At 40.9% G+C, this 15,704-nt stretch carries 18 protein-coding genes; 1 reads left to right on the forward strand and 17 read right to left on the reverse strand.

What is annotated here, in order from left to right:
* Positions 1–10 precede the first annotated feature (10 nt).
* The 10 genes from AS005_RS02990 to lepA are packed head-to-tail and all read right to left on the reverse strand — an operon-like array spanning position 11 to position 8,144.
* Complete coding sequence (locus tag AS005_RS02990; protein WP_101510193.1) at positions 11–268, reverse strand: F0F1 ATP synthase subunit C; 258 nt, start codon at positions 266–268, stop codon at positions 11–13.
* Between the two features lie 13 nt (positions 269–281).
* A complete protein-coding gene (gene atpB, locus AS005_RS02995) occupies positions 282–1,124 on the reverse strand; it encodes a F0F1 ATP synthase subunit A (RefSeq protein WP_199203820.1) in 843 nt (280 codons plus the stop codon).
* Positions 1,121–1,471 carry an ATP synthase subunit I gene (locus tag AS005_RS03000; RefSeq protein WP_101510194.1) on the reverse strand — a complete coding sequence of 117 codons (351 nt, stop codon included), beginning with the start codon at positions 1,469–1,471 and terminating at the stop codon, positions 1,121–1,123. Before AS005_RS03000 ends, atpB begins: the two co-directional genes overlap by 4 nt.
* Complete coding sequence (locus AS005_RS03005) at positions 1,407–1,694, reverse strand: AtpZ/AtpI family protein (protein ID WP_101510195.1); 288 nt, start codon at positions 1,692–1,694, stop codon at positions 1,407–1,409. The genes AS005_RS03000 and AS005_RS03005 overlap by 65 nt, the downstream gene beginning before the upstream one ends.
* Complete coding sequence (locus AS005_RS03010; protein ID WP_101510196.1) at positions 1,694–2,158, reverse strand: chemotaxis protein CheX; 465 nt, start codon at positions 2,156–2,158, stop codon at positions 1,694–1,696. The genes AS005_RS03005 and AS005_RS03010 overlap by 1 nt, the downstream gene beginning before the upstream one ends.
* 15 nt (positions 2,159–2,173) lie before the next feature.
* Positions 2,174–4,855: a DNA polymerase I gene (polA, locus tag AS005_RS03015; protein ID WP_101510197.1), complete on the reverse strand. Its 2,682-nt coding sequence runs from the start codon at positions 4,853–4,855 to the stop codon at positions 2,174–2,176.
* The gene (locus AS005_RS03020) at positions 4,833–5,198 is read right to left on the reverse strand and encodes a carboxymuconolactone decarboxylase family protein (protein WP_101510198.1); all 366 of its coding nucleotides are present in this window, start codon (positions 5,196–5,198) and stop codon (positions 4,833–4,835) included. Before AS005_RS03020 ends, polA begins: the two co-directional genes overlap by 23 nt.
* A 5-nt stretch (positions 5,199–5,203) precedes the next feature.
* Entirely contained in the window at positions 5,204–5,872 is a 669-nt protein-coding gene (locus AS005_RS03025) for a glycerophosphodiester phosphodiesterase family protein (protein ID WP_101510199.1), read from the reverse strand.
* Positions 5,869–6,330, reverse strand: a complete 462-nt coding sequence (locus AS005_RS03030; RefSeq protein WP_101510200.1) for a DUF3242 domain-containing protein — start codon at positions 6,328–6,330, stop codon at positions 5,869–5,871. Before AS005_RS03030 ends, AS005_RS03025 begins: the two co-directional genes overlap by 4 nt.
* Positions 6,327–8,144: a translation elongation factor 4 gene (gene lepA / locus AS005_RS03035; RefSeq protein ID WP_101510201.1), complete on the reverse strand. Its 1,818-nt coding sequence runs from the start codon at positions 8,142–8,144 to the stop codon at positions 6,327–6,329. The genes AS005_RS03030 and lepA overlap by 4 nt, the downstream gene beginning before the upstream one ends.
* A 111-nt stretch (positions 8,145–8,255) precedes the next feature.
* Here lepA and AS005_RS03040 point away from each other — a divergent pair, with 111 nt between their 5' ends.
* Positions 8,256–10,616 (forward strand): glycoside hydrolase family 2 protein, encoded by a 2,361-nt coding sequence (locus AS005_RS03040; protein WP_101510202.1) that lies wholly within the window; start codon positions 8,256–8,258, stop codon positions 10,614–10,616.
* A 42-nt stretch (positions 10,617–10,658) separates the two neighbouring features.
* On the opposite strand, the gene AS005_RS03045 is transcribed toward AS005_RS03040, so the two are convergent.
* The 7 genes from AS005_RS03045 to AS005_RS03075 are packed head-to-tail and all read right to left on the reverse strand — an operon-like array spanning position 10,659 to position 15,702.
* Positions 10,659–11,063, reverse strand: coding sequence for a UvrB/UvrC motif-containing protein (locus AS005_RS03045; RefSeq protein WP_101510203.1), 405 nt, complete (start codon positions 11,061–11,063; stop codon positions 10,659–10,661).
* Positions 11,060–11,620 (reverse strand): aminoacyl-tRNA hydrolase, encoded by a 561-nt coding sequence (gene pth / locus AS005_RS03050; RefSeq protein ID WP_101510204.1) that lies wholly within the window; start codon positions 11,618–11,620, stop codon positions 11,060–11,062. Before pth ends, AS005_RS03045 begins: the two co-directional genes overlap by 4 nt.
* A complete protein-coding gene (locus AS005_RS03055; protein WP_101510205.1) occupies positions 11,621–12,274 on the reverse strand; it encodes a 50S ribosomal protein L25 in 654 nt (217 codons plus the stop codon). It abuts the gene before it with no gap.
* Positions 12,275–12,304: 30 nt separating this feature from the next.
* Positions 12,305–13,252, reverse strand: coding sequence for a ribose-phosphate pyrophosphokinase (locus tag AS005_RS03060; RefSeq protein WP_101510206.1), 948 nt, complete (start codon positions 13,250–13,252; stop codon positions 12,305–12,307).
* Between the two features lies 1 nt (position 13,253).
* Positions 13,254–14,588: a bifunctional UDP-N-acetylglucosamine diphosphorylase/glucosamine-1-phosphate N-acetyltransferase GlmU gene (gene glmU, locus AS005_RS03065; protein ID WP_101510207.1), complete on the reverse strand. Its 1,335-nt coding sequence runs from the start codon at positions 14,586–14,588 to the stop codon at positions 13,254–13,256.
* A gap of 29 nt (positions 14,589–14,617) precedes the next feature.
* Positions 14,618–14,920 (reverse strand): hypothetical protein, encoded by a 303-nt coding sequence (locus AS005_RS03070; protein ID WP_101510208.1) that lies wholly within the window; start codon positions 14,918–14,920, stop codon positions 14,618–14,620.
* The gene (locus AS005_RS03075) at positions 14,917–15,702 is read right to left on the reverse strand and encodes a DUF72 domain-containing protein (RefSeq protein WP_101510209.1); all 786 of its coding nucleotides are present in this window, start codon (positions 15,700–15,702) and stop codon (positions 14,917–14,919) included. Before AS005_RS03075 ends, AS005_RS03070 begins: the two co-directional genes overlap by 4 nt.
* Between the last annotated feature and the right edge of the window lie 2 nt (positions 15,703–15,704).

Here is a 15,704-nt window from a genome sequence, read left to right on the forward strand (position 1 = left end):
CTATCCCTCCTCACACCACGAGGAGGATCATGAAGGCTATAAGAAGTGAATATATACCTGTTGTCTCTGCAACGGCGTCTGCAAGAAGCATTCGTGTGGTTATTGTTCCTACCATCTCGGGTTGTCTCGCCATGGCATCCATTGCGTGAGCTCCTATGTTACCTTCTCCCATACCCGGTCCTATAGCTCCAAGACCCATACAAAGCCCTGCTCCAAGGTATTTTCCAAGAAGAGCCAATCCTTGCGCAAGATCTCCCAGATTCTCCATTTGCAATCCCTCCTCACGAAAGTTGTGAACTGATGTAAGCTACTGCTAACATGCTGAACACGAAAGCCTGAACCAAACCAACGAAGATACCGAAGAATCCCCAAAAGATTATAGGCGCGAAGAAATACTTTGTCATGTAAGACAAAATGTATACAAGGATTGCTCCTCCTCCTATGTTACCAAACAACCTCAAAGAATGTGAAATCGGCTTAGCCAACTCACCAATAAGGTTTATTGGAAACATAACAGGATTAGGGTAAAACCATCCCTTCAACCATTCTTTGAATCCTTTGGATTTTATAGCAAAAACGTGACTGACGACGAGAACAAACACTGCGTAGGTGAGATTGGTATTCAAATCCCCCGTAGGAGCTTGCCAAGTGTCGTTGAAAAGTGCTATTTTCTGAATCGAACCATCTCTGGCTGCGACAACACTTATTCCCGGCACTGCTCCACCGATCACATTGGACACCGCAATGAAGAGAAACAACGTGGTCGCTATTACAAAAGTGGGTTTCACAAACCGTTTGTCCGGAATGGATTCATCTACGATTTCGTAAAAAGTCTCCAGAATAGATTCTATAAGCGCCTGTTTTCTGTTGGGAATGATCTCAAATTTTCTCATCTTGTAAGCGAGTATTATGAGAAAAACAGCAATAATACTCCCCATTATAATCGTCATGGGATTGAACCTGAAACCGTTTATATCCACTATCCATCTCTTTCCGAGGCCTCCAAAGATCTCTTCCATAGGAGTCCTTTTCAATTGTTGGAAATTCAAGATGGACACGAGAATGTACAAAACCAGAAAGATTGTCAAAAATATCTTTTCTTTTCTGGTGAACATGATTTTCAATCCAGCCACCTCCAAGCGATGAAAGAGACGATTTTCAAATTCATCAACCCGACGAAAACCCCGATTAGAGTCTCAAATGAAACTAGACCACCTATCAAAAGCAAAGAAGCACTAAACAAATATCTTCCAAAGAATCCAACCATCCAACCTTTTGTTGTCTTTTTGTGAGCCATCTTTTCTATATCGTTTTTCAAAGAAAGAAGGTTCAACACCGCTCCTGTGCTTCCCAAGATCGGACCCCAGCTTTTTCCGATATCACATACAATCCCAAAAATAAGCGCTTCAATTGCTCCCATTATTATTATCGCCATTGTCATCTTTCTTGTTAACCTTTTCACTTTTATCATACCTCTCAGATTCTTTCAAAAGGATTTTAAAACCGTTATATAAACCCGAAAAAATTCCTAAAATTGTGAAAATGAAGAGTAAAACTCCGTTTTTGAAGGTCCATTTATCAATGTAATACCCCAAGAGAACACCTACAACAATGTTCGAGATCAAAGTAGTTGTGAACATGACGACCATATTGTACTTTCCAAAATCGCGAAAAATATTTTTTGAAATGCTCATCACCCTCCGTTTTTTACGGATAAATGAAGGTCGAAATCCTCCGCTGAGAACACAGAAATCGGCAATTTCAAAACAGCCCCGAAACTCTTTATCTTGAGATCCCTACCACTCACCACAGTGGGTGGTGTGATGTCAACGTGTTTCCCTAAACCTTCGAGTTTCATCGCTAACTTCCCAGCAGTCATGTTTCCGAGTTCTCCTATCGCGCTCATAGCGAGATCATCGAGTTGGTTGTACTCCATGCTCATCATAGCGGAGACGACTTTCAAGGCGGTTTCGGATGAAAAAGAATAAATCAGACTACCATCCAATCCTCCCGTTATTCCAATGACTGTTACCACCGAATGGGGAATACTTATGTGTGTAACAGCGCTTGGTCTTCCAAGTTTTGGCTCTACTCTTAAGACATCTCTTATGGTCTCGTACACCGACCCAATAAGAGCGTTCACAACTTTCGCATCCATGATGCTATAACCTCCTCAGGACCAAGTTTTATCTATGTTCACATCGACTTCTAAGGGAACAGAAAGTTTTACGACATTCGTCATTTTCTCTTTGACCAATTCCACGAGTATATCTTTTTCTTCGTGTGGTACTTCAAAGACGAGTTCATCATGAACCTGTATTATCATCTTAGATCGCATATTCCTCTTTCGTAATTCTCTGTCTATCTCTATCATCGCCAGTTTTATAATGTCTGCTGCTGTCCCTTGAATTGGGGTATTTATCGCTATTCGCTCACCTTCTGACTGAGTGTTTTTGTCTCTTGCCATGAGCTGAGGTATGTCCCTTTTTCTACCAAAAAGAGTTCGCACATAGCCCTTTTCTTTTGCTTCTGCAACAACACGTTGGATGTATTCTCTTACTTTAGGATACAAGACGAAATAGTTAACGATCATTTTCTCAGCTTCTTTTACGGGCACACCGAGCCTCACAGAAAGTCCATACGGAGTCACGCCATAAATTATGGAGAAATTCACCATTTTTCCTACTCGGCGCATCTCTTCTGTCACTTCTTCCGGTTTCACACCGTATATCCTAGAAGCAGTTAAGGCGTGTACATCCACCTTGTCTTCGAAAGCTTTGATTAAGTTTTCATCCCCACTCAAATGGGCTAATATCCTTAACTCTATCTGGGAATAATCCGCACTGATTATCCACCAATCGGGATTTTGTGGCACAATGGCTTTTCTTATCTCTTTACCTTCCTCACTCTTTGTTGGTAAGTTTTGAAGATTTGGATCGCTGCTGCTCAACCTTCCAGTTGCAGTTCCTGTTTGATGAAACGAAGCATGTATCCTGCCAGTTTTGGGATTCACCAGTTTCGGAAGAGTATCTATATAAGTCGATTTCAATTTTTGAATCTTTCTGTACTCCAAAATGAGAGGAATTATCTCGTGCTCGCTGGCTATCTCTTCCAAGATCTCTATTCTAGTAGAATAATCTCCTGTCTTTGTCGTTTTACCACGGGGTTTTATTCCCAACTTCTCAAAAAGAATTTTCGAAACTTGTTTTGGCGAATTGATGTTGAAAGGTTCTCCGGCCACTTTGTAGATATTTTCGGTGAGTTTTTCTAGCTTTTTTCCATATTCTTCAGAGAGCCTCTTCAAATATTCTGTATCCACGTACACTCCGTTCAGCTCCATTCTGGCAAGCACATTCACCAAAGGCATTTCTATCTTGTAAAAGACGTTCTCCAGATCTGCCTCGTGAAGTTTCACACTGAAGACCTTGTACAATCTGTAAGCTATGTCCGCATCTTCACATGAATAGTTTGCCGCCTTCTCTAAGGGAACATCCGCAAAGCTGAATCCGAACAAAGGAGAAGAAAAGGACATCAGTTCCTGGTAAGAGGTCATTCTGTATCCAAGAAACTTGAGAGCCAGATCTTCGAGGTTGAACTTCTTCTCATTGGGTTCCAAAAGGTGAGCAGCCACCATTGTGTCAAAGTGAGGTGGAACAGGATCTATTCCTTTTACCATGAGCACTTTGTAATCAAATTTCAAGTTTTGACCTACAATTTTCGAAGAAGGATCTTCAAGAATCTCCTTCAATACATTCAAAACCTTCTTTTCATCGAGATTTGTTGCATTTTTGTGATGCAGGGGTATGTAGTACCCCGTTTTGACTTTGAAAGAAAGGGAAATCCCTACAATTTCACAATTGAAAGGATCAAGCGAGGAAGTTTCCAGATCCAATGCGAACGAAGGAGCTTCCTTCAACTTTTTAACCAAATTCTCGAACATTCCAGAATCCTTTACAATTTCGTATCCCTTGGGCTCAGACTCTTCGTACAGATTCAATTCTCTCATTATAGAAGCAAATTCCAATTCTTTTAATACGGAGAGGAGTTTTTCTCTGTTGAACCCCTTGTACCGTAATTCTTCCCAATCCAGGTCTATGGGTACGTTGGTTTCCAAAGTAGTGAGTTTCTTGCTGAGAACAGCCGTTTCTCTATTTCTTAAAATGGCCTTTGCTACCTTATTTGGAAGCTCTCGGATGTGTTCGAAGATATCTTCGAGATTTTTGTATTTCTCCAGCAGTTGAGTAGCAGTTTTCTCCCCAACTCCGGGTACACCTGGAATGTTGTCAATATCGTCTCCCACTAAAGCAAGAAAGTCCGGTATTTGTCGAGGCTCAACACCATATTTTTCTTTCACTCTTTTTGCATCGTAAAGCTCCAAGTCAGATATGCCCTTCACAATTCGCCAAACCTTGATTTTCTCGTTTACAAGCTGCAACATATCCTTATCTCCCGTGATTATGAATATCTCGTCGAAAAACGAGAGCCCTTTCACAGCCAGAGTTGCAATGATATCATCAGCTTCATAACCTTCCATTTCAAGTACTTTGAATCCGAAAGCTTCGATCAACTTTTTGATGTACGGAAGTTGCTGAACTAGAAGATCCGGAGTTTTTGGCCTCTGAGCTTTGTAAGTTTCGAGAAGTTTGTGTCTGAAAGTCGCTGCCCTCTTGTCGAAGGCAACAGCTGCATAATCCTTGTCGATGATAATATGATCTTTTATGAATTTGACGATCATGCGTGCCACACCGTAAGTGGCATTCGTGGGAATACCGGTTGATGTGGAAAGAGATTTATCTAAGGCATAGTAAGCTCTATAAGCCAAGGCGGTACCATCAAAGAGAAATAGTCTCGCCATTTTTTTCCATCTCCCTTAACTCCTCTAGAAACTTCACCGCCCTTCTCAAATGAGGAATAACAATCGATCCCCCTACTACGAGAGCGACGTCAAAAGCTTCAAAAAACTCCTCGTCGCTGACACCTTCTTGAACGCATCTCACGAGATGATACTTTATACAATCATCACATCGAAGTACGAGAGACGCTACAAGTCCTATCAATTCTTTGGTCTTTACATCAAGCTTTCCTTCCCTGTATACAGCTCCATCCAAATTGAAAAAACGTTTTGTGTTCAATGTTCCCTTTGAAATCACCTTTTCGTTCAACTCGCGTCTGGTTTCGACAAATTCTTTATATTCCATAGATTTCACCTCAATTTCACAAAGATTTCCACCTCATCGGTAATCACACCATCTATATGATCTTTTATTTCTTGAAAGAATACTGGATCGTTCAAAGTCCAAACGAAAACTTTGATCCCCATATCTCTGAATTTTTTCACCAGCTCCACTGCTTCGTTCATTTCGAACAATTGGTAAGGAAGGTGTAAGGAATAAGGCCTTTCTCTTTCGACACGTTCTAGGAAGAACTCAACAGTGCCGTAGTTTTTATCATCCACAAGGTAACCATACTTCGTTCCTTTGAACTGTTCGTCCAGAAGGTCTAAATCGAAAGAAGAGAAAATAACATTCTTTCTATCTTTTGACAACTCAAGAACAGATCTTGCTACGCTTCTTTCTTTTATTTCAACATTGATGATCTTATCGTCCGAAATATGTGAATACACCTCATCAAGAGTGATTACTTTACCTCCTGTCAATCTTTTCAAATCTTCAACTGTGGCGTCCCTTATTTTCACATCTATATTGAAAAGCCTTCTCAGATCTTCGTCATGAAATACCACAATTTTTCCATCCTTTGAACTCCTCACATCCAATTCAATGCCGTCCGCTCCCGCTTCAATTGCTTTTAAAAACGCTTCCAACGTGTTCTCTAGATACTTCGCTGAGTACCCACGATGCCCTAACACTATCATCCTCTCAACACCTCGTAAACTTCATGAATATGCTTTACAAAATCTTCTACCCCATCTTTACCTTCAACGATGAACAACCAACTCTTTTTCCACCAAGCGACAATCTTTTTTCCTTCCAATATTGTAGAAAATTTTCCCATGTTCGGCAAATCTAGAATGCTTCTCACGGAGAAAAATCCCGTTTTTTTTCTTATCGTTTTCCAGATCTTCTTGGCGTCCTCCCCTTTATAAGCATAGAAGAAAATCACTCCATCTTTGGTTTCAAATACCGCCACCTTTCCAGGCATTGTGACCTCAGCGTATTGATCCACGTTCTTCAAATCCATGAGCGTGTATTCACGATTTTCGAGTATACGTATAGCCGTTTCCAAGGAATAAGATTCTGGTGGAACTTCTATTTTAAATAAAGCACAAGAGGATAAGAGAAACAAGAGTCCCATTAGGAAGACCCGTTTCATCTTTCATCACTCTCCCCTATCTTGAGAAGTGCAAGAAATGCTTCTTGAGGAATGGTAACACGTCCGATTTCTCTGAGTTTCTTTTTTCCTTCTTTTTGTTTTTCCAAAAGTTTCATCTTTCTCGTCACATCACCACCGTAACACTTCGCCAAAACATCCTTTCTGAGAGCTTTTATGTCAGCTCTTGCTATTATTCTACCGCCAGCCTTTGCCTGAATCGGAATCTGAAACTGATGCCTTGGTATCAACTCTTTCAATTTTTCCACCATCCTACGTGCCACTTGATATGCTTTCGACCTATGAACTATGAAAGAGAGGGCATCAACTGGTTCCTTGTTAACCAATATTGTTACCTTCACCAGATCACTCTTCCTGTATTCCTTAAATTCGTAATCCATCGACGCATAACCTCTACTTACTGCCTTCATTTTGTCAAAGAAATCGTATATTATTTCAGCTAAGGGAGCATCGAATCTTAGAATAACACGATTCCTTCCAGCGTTTTCGGTGGCTTTCAATTCACCTCTTTTCTCGTTCTGAACGAGATTAATCAATGCCCCAATATAATCGGTTGGAGTTATTATAGAAAGATCAACGTAAGGTTCATAAACCTCCAATATTTCTCCCTCATCAGGAAATTTCGAAGGATCAGTGATCTCAACCTCCTGGCCGTTTCTCAAGACAACCTTGTATCTAACATTCGGGGCTGTAAGAATGACCGCAAGATCAAATTCTCTTTCTATTCTCTCCCTCACCACATCCATATGGAGAGGCCCTAAAAATCCGCACCTGAAACCAAATCCCAAAGCAGGAGACATAGTAGGTTCAAAGGACAAAGCCGAATCGTTAAGCTTCAACTTTTCAAGTGCTTTTCTCAATTCCTCGTAGTACTCCGGAAGCCCTGGAAACATACCAGCAAACACCATGGGTTTTATCTCTCTGTAACCTGGAAGAGGTTCATCTACGGGATCGTCCGCCGAAGTTATGGTATCTCCCACTCGCGCGTCCACCACTTCTTTTATTCCTGCGATGATGTAACCTACCTCACCTGCACTCAAAGAATCTGAAGACACCATTTCTGGTGAGAAAACCCCAACTTCTTGGACTTCATAAATCTTCCCGTTGGAAAACGTCATTATACGATCTCCCGGCTTTACCTGTCCACCAAAAAGTCTAACGTGTACGATCACACCTTTGTAATTGTCATATTTGGCATCAAAAATCAACGCTTTCAACTTTTCATTGACATTTCCTCTTGGTGGAGGAACTCTCTCAACAATCGTTTCAAGAAGTTCTTTAACCCCAGTTCCTTCTTTTGCGCTCACAAGTAGAATCTCTTTTTCGTCAACCCCGAGGAGATCCTTTATTTCAAGCATCGTTTCCTCTATATTGGCATTGGGAAGATCTATTTTGTTGACCACTGGTATTATCTCTAAATCGTACTCTATAGCGAGATAAGTGTGTGCAACTGTTTGAGCCTCAACTCCCTGTGTCGCATCGACCAGTAGGATTGCACCCTCACAAGCGGCCATACTTCTTCCCACTTCGTACGAGAAATCTACGTGTCCCGGTGTATCGATTATGTTTATCTCATATACGTTCCCATCTTTTGCTTTGTACATAACCTTTACAGGTTGAGCTTTTATTGTGATACCTCTTTCTCTCTCTATGTCCATCATGTCAAGGTATTGCTCTCTCATTTTTCTCTTGTCGACGGTGTTTGTAATCTCGAGGATTCTATCTACAAGAGTTGTCTTCCCGTGATCTATATGGGCTATTATACAAATGTTTCTTATCAAGTCAGGTCTGTACACCTTTCAACCACCTCCGAAAAAATTAACCTCTCTTTTGAATTTTATCATTTTGTTTTTTCAAGGATTTTGTGTTATATATATGCAAGAGCATGTAAAAAAGGGGGCGATGTTGTGAAAAGAATAGGTCTCAACGGTGTGTGGAGAGTTAGAGACAGCGAAGGGGAACACACACTTTCTGGTACCGTACCGGGGGTCGTTCAAGCAGATCTGGTGAGAGAAAAAATTCTTCCTCATCCTTACATCGGAACGAACGAAGATCTTTTTGTAAAAATTGAAGACAAAGAATGGATTTATGAAAGAGAATTCAAGTTCGAGGAAGAACTTTCGGAGAAAGAACGTGTAGAACTTGTTTTTGAAGGGATAGACACCCTTTCCGATGTGTATTTGAACGGAGTTTACATAGGAAGTACCGAGAACATGTTTCTCGAGTATCGATTCGACATAAAGAGACTTTTGAAAAAAGAAAATCACCTGAGAGTCGTCATAAAGTCACCTGTGAGGATTCCCAAAACACTTGAACAAAATTATGGAGTTCTTGGTGGTCCAGAAGATAGCATAAGAGGGTACATCAGAAAGGCACAATATTCTTATGGCTGGGACTGGGGTGCCAGGATCGTCACGAGTGGTATATGGAAACCTGTTTACCTAGAAATCTACGAAGACGCTCGTCTTCAAGACTCAACCGCCTACATCCTTTCTATAGATGGAAAAGATGCTATCGTCAAAGTGAATGGTTTTGTTTATGGCGAAGGGAATTTGAGTGTGGAAGTTATTGTAAACAATGAAAAATTGGGAAATTTTCAAGTTTTCGAAAGGAACGGCGAAAAGCACTTTGAAGGGACGATAAAACTTAAAAATGTTAAACTTTGGTATCCATGGAATGTTGGAGAGCCTCATCTGTACAACTTCATTTTCGTATTGAAGAATTCGGGGAAGGAGATCTACAGGGAAGAAAAAAGGATTGGTCTGAGAAGGGTGAGAATTTTACAAGAACCCGATGAAGAAGGGAAAACCTTCATATTTGAAATAAACGGCGAAAAAGTTTTCGCGAAAGGTGCAAATTGGATACCTTCGGATAACATTCTAACGTGGCTGAAGGATGAAGATTACGAGAAACTGATAAAAATGGCTAGAGATGCGAATATGAACATGTTAAGGGTATGGGGAGGCGGTATATACGAGAACGAAACCTTCTACAGACTTTGCGACGAGCTTGGTATAATGGTTTGGCAAGATTTCATGTACGCGTGTTTGGAATACCCCGATCATTTACCGTGGTTCAGAAAAATCGCAAATGATGAAGCAAGAAAGATTGTAAGGAAACTGAGATACCATCCATCAATTGTGCTGTGGTGTGGTAACAACGAAAACAATTGGGGTTTCGACGAATGGGGAAATATGGCTAGAAAAGTAGATGGTATCAATCTTGGCAACAGATTGTACCTTTTCGACTTCCCGAAAATATGTGCTCAAGAAGATCCGGCGACCCCTTACTGGCCGTCCAGTCCTTACGGTGGGGAGAAAGCCAACAGCGAAAAAGAAGGAGACAGACACGTGTGGAATGTGTGGAGCGGTTGGATCAATTACGATCATTACGAAAAGGACACCGGAAGATTCATAAGTGAGTTTGGATTCCAAGGAGCTCCACACATGAAAACCATAGAATTTTTCTCAAAGCCGGAAGAAAGAGATGTTTTTCATCCTGTAATGTTGAAACACAACAAGCAAATAGAAGGACAAGAACGCTTGATCAGGTTCATATTTGGAAACTTTGGAAAATGCAGAAACTTCGAAGACTTTGTTTACTTGTCGCAAATAAATCAAGCAGAAGCCATAAAATTCGGTGTTGAACATTGGAGAAGTAGAAAATACAAAACTGCTGGCACCCTCTTTTGGCAATTGAACGACAGTTGGCCTGTTTTCAGTTGGTCTGCCGTTGATTATTTCAAAAGGCCAAAAGCTCTTTACTACTATGCAAAAAGATTCTTTACGGATGTTTTACCCGTTGTGAAAAAGAACGATGATAGGGTGGTTTTACTCGTTGTGAGCGATCTGAGAAAATCGAAAAAGGCTAAGGTCAGATTTTCAGCGTACGACTTTTTTGGAAAACAAATGTTCGAGAATTTTTACGAAATTAATCTACCGCCAGATAGTGTTACCATTGTGGACAAAGTTTCTTCTCCTATCGATTTTGTTTTCTTTGCTGAAGTAGAAATTGAAGGAAGTGTCTTCAGAAATTATAAACTTTTCAAAAAATGGAGAGAAGTGAATCTTACGGATCCAAAACTTTCTGTCAGAGATCATGACGAAACATTGGAAATAGTTGCTGAAAATCCTGCTTTCGGAATCAAAATTCTGTCTGAAGAGATTCCAGAAGATGACTTTATTTTCTTGGAACCGGGTAAGAGTTTCATCATGAGAAAACCGGAAGGCTTCTTTGGTGTGAGATCACTTTACGACTACTTGAAATGAAACCCTGAAAGATCACTCTAAAAGAAAAGCCCCCTTGGGGCTTTATTTCACATCCGTTTTTTTCTTTATTTGTGTTATCAGCTGTTTCAAGCGGCTCGCTTTTCTATAATCTTCGTTTTTTATTGCTTCAGTTAATTTTCGCTCCAGAAAGACGAGTTTTCTCCTGTTCAGTATGTTTTCTTTCTCGTGTGGAGACCAGATCTCCCCGAACATTTTTTCCAAAAGTTGTATAGGAACTTCTACGAACACTTTCATTTCTCCATCGAAAGAAAACTTGGTTATTCGCTTGAGTGAGTCCATCGATTCATCTGGTATACGTCTCGGTGAGAGACCATTTTTTAGAACTTCGACAAGACACTCATTACAATATGCTATCTCTCTTTCTACACCGTCTAGATTCACTTTATAAATCCTTGAAGTCTCACGGTTACATTTGAAACATTTCACGGTCTCACCTCTAAGGAATTGTAAATGGACATAGCTTTCTCGATTCCCTCGGTAATGATCACACCCAATGCTTCTTTGATCAATTTGAACACCTTCTGAAGAATCTCGAACTCTGTGTCCGTGAATTCACTCAATACAAAATCTACCAAGCTTACTCCTTTAGGCTTTTCACCTATACCTACCCTTATACGCTTTACTTCTTCCGTTCCGAGTACCTCTATGATGGATTTCATCCCATTGTGACCACCGTTTGATCCTTTTTTTCTGATGCGAATTTTCCCGAGCTTCAAACTCACGTCATCGTACACTATTATTATATCATCCACATTCACACCGAAAAAACTCATAACACTCGGCATGGCTATACCACTAAGGTTCATGTACGTCGTGGGTTTCACGAGAAGAACATCATGGTTCGCTATCCTTGTTTTATTCCATTCGAAGAGTTTTTCAGTTCGCCATCTCTTGGCTTCCAAATAGTCTAAAAACAAGAAACCCACGTTATGCCGTGTAAAGGCATAACGTGGGCCAGGATTTCCCAACCCTACGATAACCATTTATTCCTCTTCCTCTTCTTCCTTTCTCTTTATAACCTCTGGTTCTGCAGTTTCTTCCTCTTCTGCAGGAACTTCTTCTTCCACCGATATCTCTTTTGGAACAAGTACAGCCACAACCGCTTCTTCATCCTCAAAAAGGCACTTCACACCTTCGGGTAGCTTCAGATCTTTAGCGTAGACCACATCTCCCAGATCCAACGAAGAGACATCTATCTCTATCTCCTTAGGAATGTTATCGGGATCTGTTTCAACTGGGATCTCTTCATGGTAGATTTCAAGAAATCCTCCCTTTTCCACGCCAACAGGTTTTCCAACTGTTTTAACTGGCACGTTGATCCTCATTCTGTGACCTTTGCTCGGTTCGTAGAAGTCAACATGTACGACTTCTTCAGTGACTTTATCTCTTTGGATCATTTTCAAGAAGACCGTTTTCTCATCAATCACGTTCCCCGAGTCATCTTTGATAACGAGTTGGATAGGCGTGGTCTCCGTTACGGTATGAAACACCTTCTCAAAAGAGGATCTTTTGATGCTCACAGGGACAGGTTGCGTTGCGGGACCATAAACTATACCTGGTATCTCTCCCGCCTTTCTAAGACGTCTGGCAGTTCTTTTACCTTTCGGTTCTCTTACCTTGACCTCCAAACTTGCCATCTTTTCTCCCTCCTGTAGATCCTCACATTGTCATCTGAAGAGTATACTCACTGACAAGTGTTTTCTAATTCTCATAATAGCTTCGCCTATCAAATTCGCTACTGAAATAACCTTCACTTTACCTGGTAACCTCTCGTGATTTATCGTGTCGGTTATGTACACAGTATCAATTGGAGAATTTTCTATTCTTTCAAGAGCATTTTCAGAGAACACTCCGTGCGTTGCACAAGCTATGATCTTTTTTGCTCCAGCTCTTTTCAGAGCTTCTGCTCCCTTCACTATGGAGTGAGCAGTATCTATTATATCATCGAAGAGAATGACGAGTTTATTTTTCACTTCTCCAATGATGTTAACGACTTCTGCAACGTTGTCACTCGGTCTTCGCTTGTCAAGAATGGCAAGAGAAGTTTTCAATCTCTCGGCCATTCTTCTGGCCCTTCGTACACCACCAACGTCCGGAGATACAACAACAGTCTCTTCTGGAACGATATTTTCCCTTTTCTGAAGCTCTTCAGCAAAGACAGGATAGCTCCAAAGATTGTCAACAGGAATGTCGAAAAACCCTTGAATTTGCTCCGCGTGTAGGTCCACTGTCAAAACCCGTGTGGCTCCTGCAACGGTGAGCAAGTTCGCTACCAATTTGGCACTTATCGGATCTCTTCCTTTCGCTTTTCTGTCCTGTCGAGCGTATCCATAGTAAGGAATAACCACTGCTATCGTGTTCGCTGAAGCCCTCTTGAAAGCGTCGATCATTATGAGGAGTTCCATAAGATTTTCGTTAACGGGTGGTGAAGTAGATTGGATGAGGAATATATCATGACCTCTCACGGTTTCGTTTATTCGTACGTTTATTTCCCCATCCGCAAACCTCCCAACCTCACAGTCTCCAAGCTGAAGATTCAAATACTTGGCGATTCTCTCTGCAAGAGGTCTGTTGGAATTTCCAGCGAAAACCTTCATTTCGTTTGAAAAAGACATATCATTCCTCCTTTCTCTTCAACACCCATCCCTCTTTAACAATCTGACGAGCTCTTCCCAAACCCAAAGAATAAGGTGGAACATCTCGATTTATAACGGATCCAGCTCCCACGAGAGCTCCTTTCCCGATGCGGACGGGAGCTACCAGAGAAGTATTGCTCCCTATGAAAGCTTCATCTTCGATAAATGTGGGATTTTTCTTCTTTCCATCGTAATTACATGTGATGGTGCCAGCCCCTATGTTCACGTTACTTCCTACATAAGCATCTCCTATATAACTGAGATGTTGAGCTTTCGTTCCTTCTCCAATTGTACTTTTTTTGATTTCAACAAAGTTGCCAATCTTTGAAGATTTTTTCAAGATCGTTCCTTCCCGTAATCTAGCAAACGGTCCCACAGAAACACCATTCTCTATGAAACTTTTCACACATTCCGATCTTGTTATCTTCACATTGTTTCCTATCTTACAGTCAACTATGCGGGTCATCGGACCAATTTCACATCCTTCTCCGATTTCTGTCTCACCCTCTACAAAGGTCATTGGATAGATAATCGTATCCATTCCTATTTTCACAGAGTAGTGTATGTAGGTGGTGTTGGGATCGAGTATTGTAACACCTTCTTCCAAAAGTTCCTCTATCTTCCTCTTTCTCAGCTGTTCTTCAAGCCAAATCAGGGTTTTTCTCGTGTTCACTCCTGTTATTTCCAAAATGTCGTTGGTCTCAACAACCCTGACACTTTCCGCAAGGTTTATAGCATCGGTTAAATAGTACTCTCTCTTTGCATTGTTGTTCTTTATCTTTGGAAGTATGTTCAAAAGAAAATCTCCTGAGAAAACATAAAACCCAGTGTTCACGGTTTTAAGATCCTTCATATCTTCCGGCAGGTCCGCTTCTTCGATGATTCGATACTTCCCCCTCTCAAAAACAACCCGGCCGTATCCGTCAGGTGTATCCACATCTGCCACTAAAATTGTGACGTCAGCACCTTTCTTGTGTTCTTCTATCATCCTTCTCAATGTATCAACGCTTATCAACGGAACATCTCCATAGAGAATGATAACATCATCGTTTGGATCCAAGAAATCTCTTGCACACATGACAGCATGTGCTGTTCCCAATTGTTCCTCTTGAATGAAAACTTTCACCCATTCTGGAAGTACTCTTTTCACCTGATCCGCCCCGAACCCAAGAACAACACCTACTTCTCGGGAAAGTTTTCCAGCTGTTTCGACAACCCACTTTATCATAGGTTTCCCAGAAAGTTTGTGTAGTACCTTCGGTATATTAGATTTCATCCGCGTTCCTTTTCCGGCTGCAAGGATGAGGGTCTTCACATTCTTACCTCCTTCTCAACGAAAAGACATCATACCCAGTTTTTCTTTTCGATATCGAATTCATCTATTTCTCCATTCAAGAACAATTCGATTTCTTTTTGTGTTATATCATCTTCCACAAAAACTCTCTTGCTCCTAGGATAATCTTCGAAAATATGTTGAACAATGGGTTTCTGCAAAATTTCCATAGCAAACAAAATCATTTGAATTGCATCGTTTATTTCTTCATCAGAGTATCTCTTTCTGAAATGGTGTATATATTTTCCCATGGTATCTAAGATGTCTTCTTGACTTTCTTCGAGAACTCTCAAAATCTCGTCCAAAATGTTCACATTTTCCCCTCCAACATTTCTTTGAATTGTAAGGCATTTATAGCTGCTTGTCCTTTGTAACAATTGTTGAAAAAAACGTATGTTTCCTCAACTTTCTGTGAAATATCTTTAACATCCTTCAAAAGTAGATTCAACTCCTCTCTGCTGTAAAGATAATCGTAGCGCTCCTCCCCCTCGACTTCGAACCATCTGGGATTCCTCCCATGGAACCTGAAATAAGCCCGAGACGAAGTCACTAAGAGTTTATACGGGAAAAGACCAGAAAGCTTTGGTTCATCAACAATCACAAAAGTTATTCGATTTTCACTTAAAAAACTGTACACTTCTTCTCTATCCCATGAATAATGCCTGAATTCGACGGCAATCTCATGAGGGTAACCATCCCTTATCTTCTTCAAATATTCCATATTCCTAGCCGAGAACTTGAACGAAAACGGAAATTGTGCGAGAGAAGATTTCAACCTTCCTTCTTCAAGAAGTGGCCTTATCTCCTCAGAAAATTTTTCTATTTCACCTCTCGGATCAACACCTTCTTTCCAAAGAACATGTGTCACACTTCCTGGAAATTTTAAGGTAAAATAGAAATCAGGAGGGGTCTTTCTCAACATTTGAACGAAAGAACGCCAAGTTGGTTGTGTGTAATAAGTGAAATTCAGCTCGACGATTCTGAAACCGAGTACTGCCCAATAATATTTCAAGAATTGAGAGGGTTGCAAATATTCGGGATAAACCACTCCTCTCCAATCTTTGAAGGAAAAGCCACTTGTTCCCACGTACACCATCC

The sequence above is a fragment of the Thermotoga sp. KOL6 genome (assembly GCF_002866025.1).
Lineage (GTDB): Bacteria > Thermotogota > Thermotogae > Thermotogales > Thermotogaceae > Thermotoga.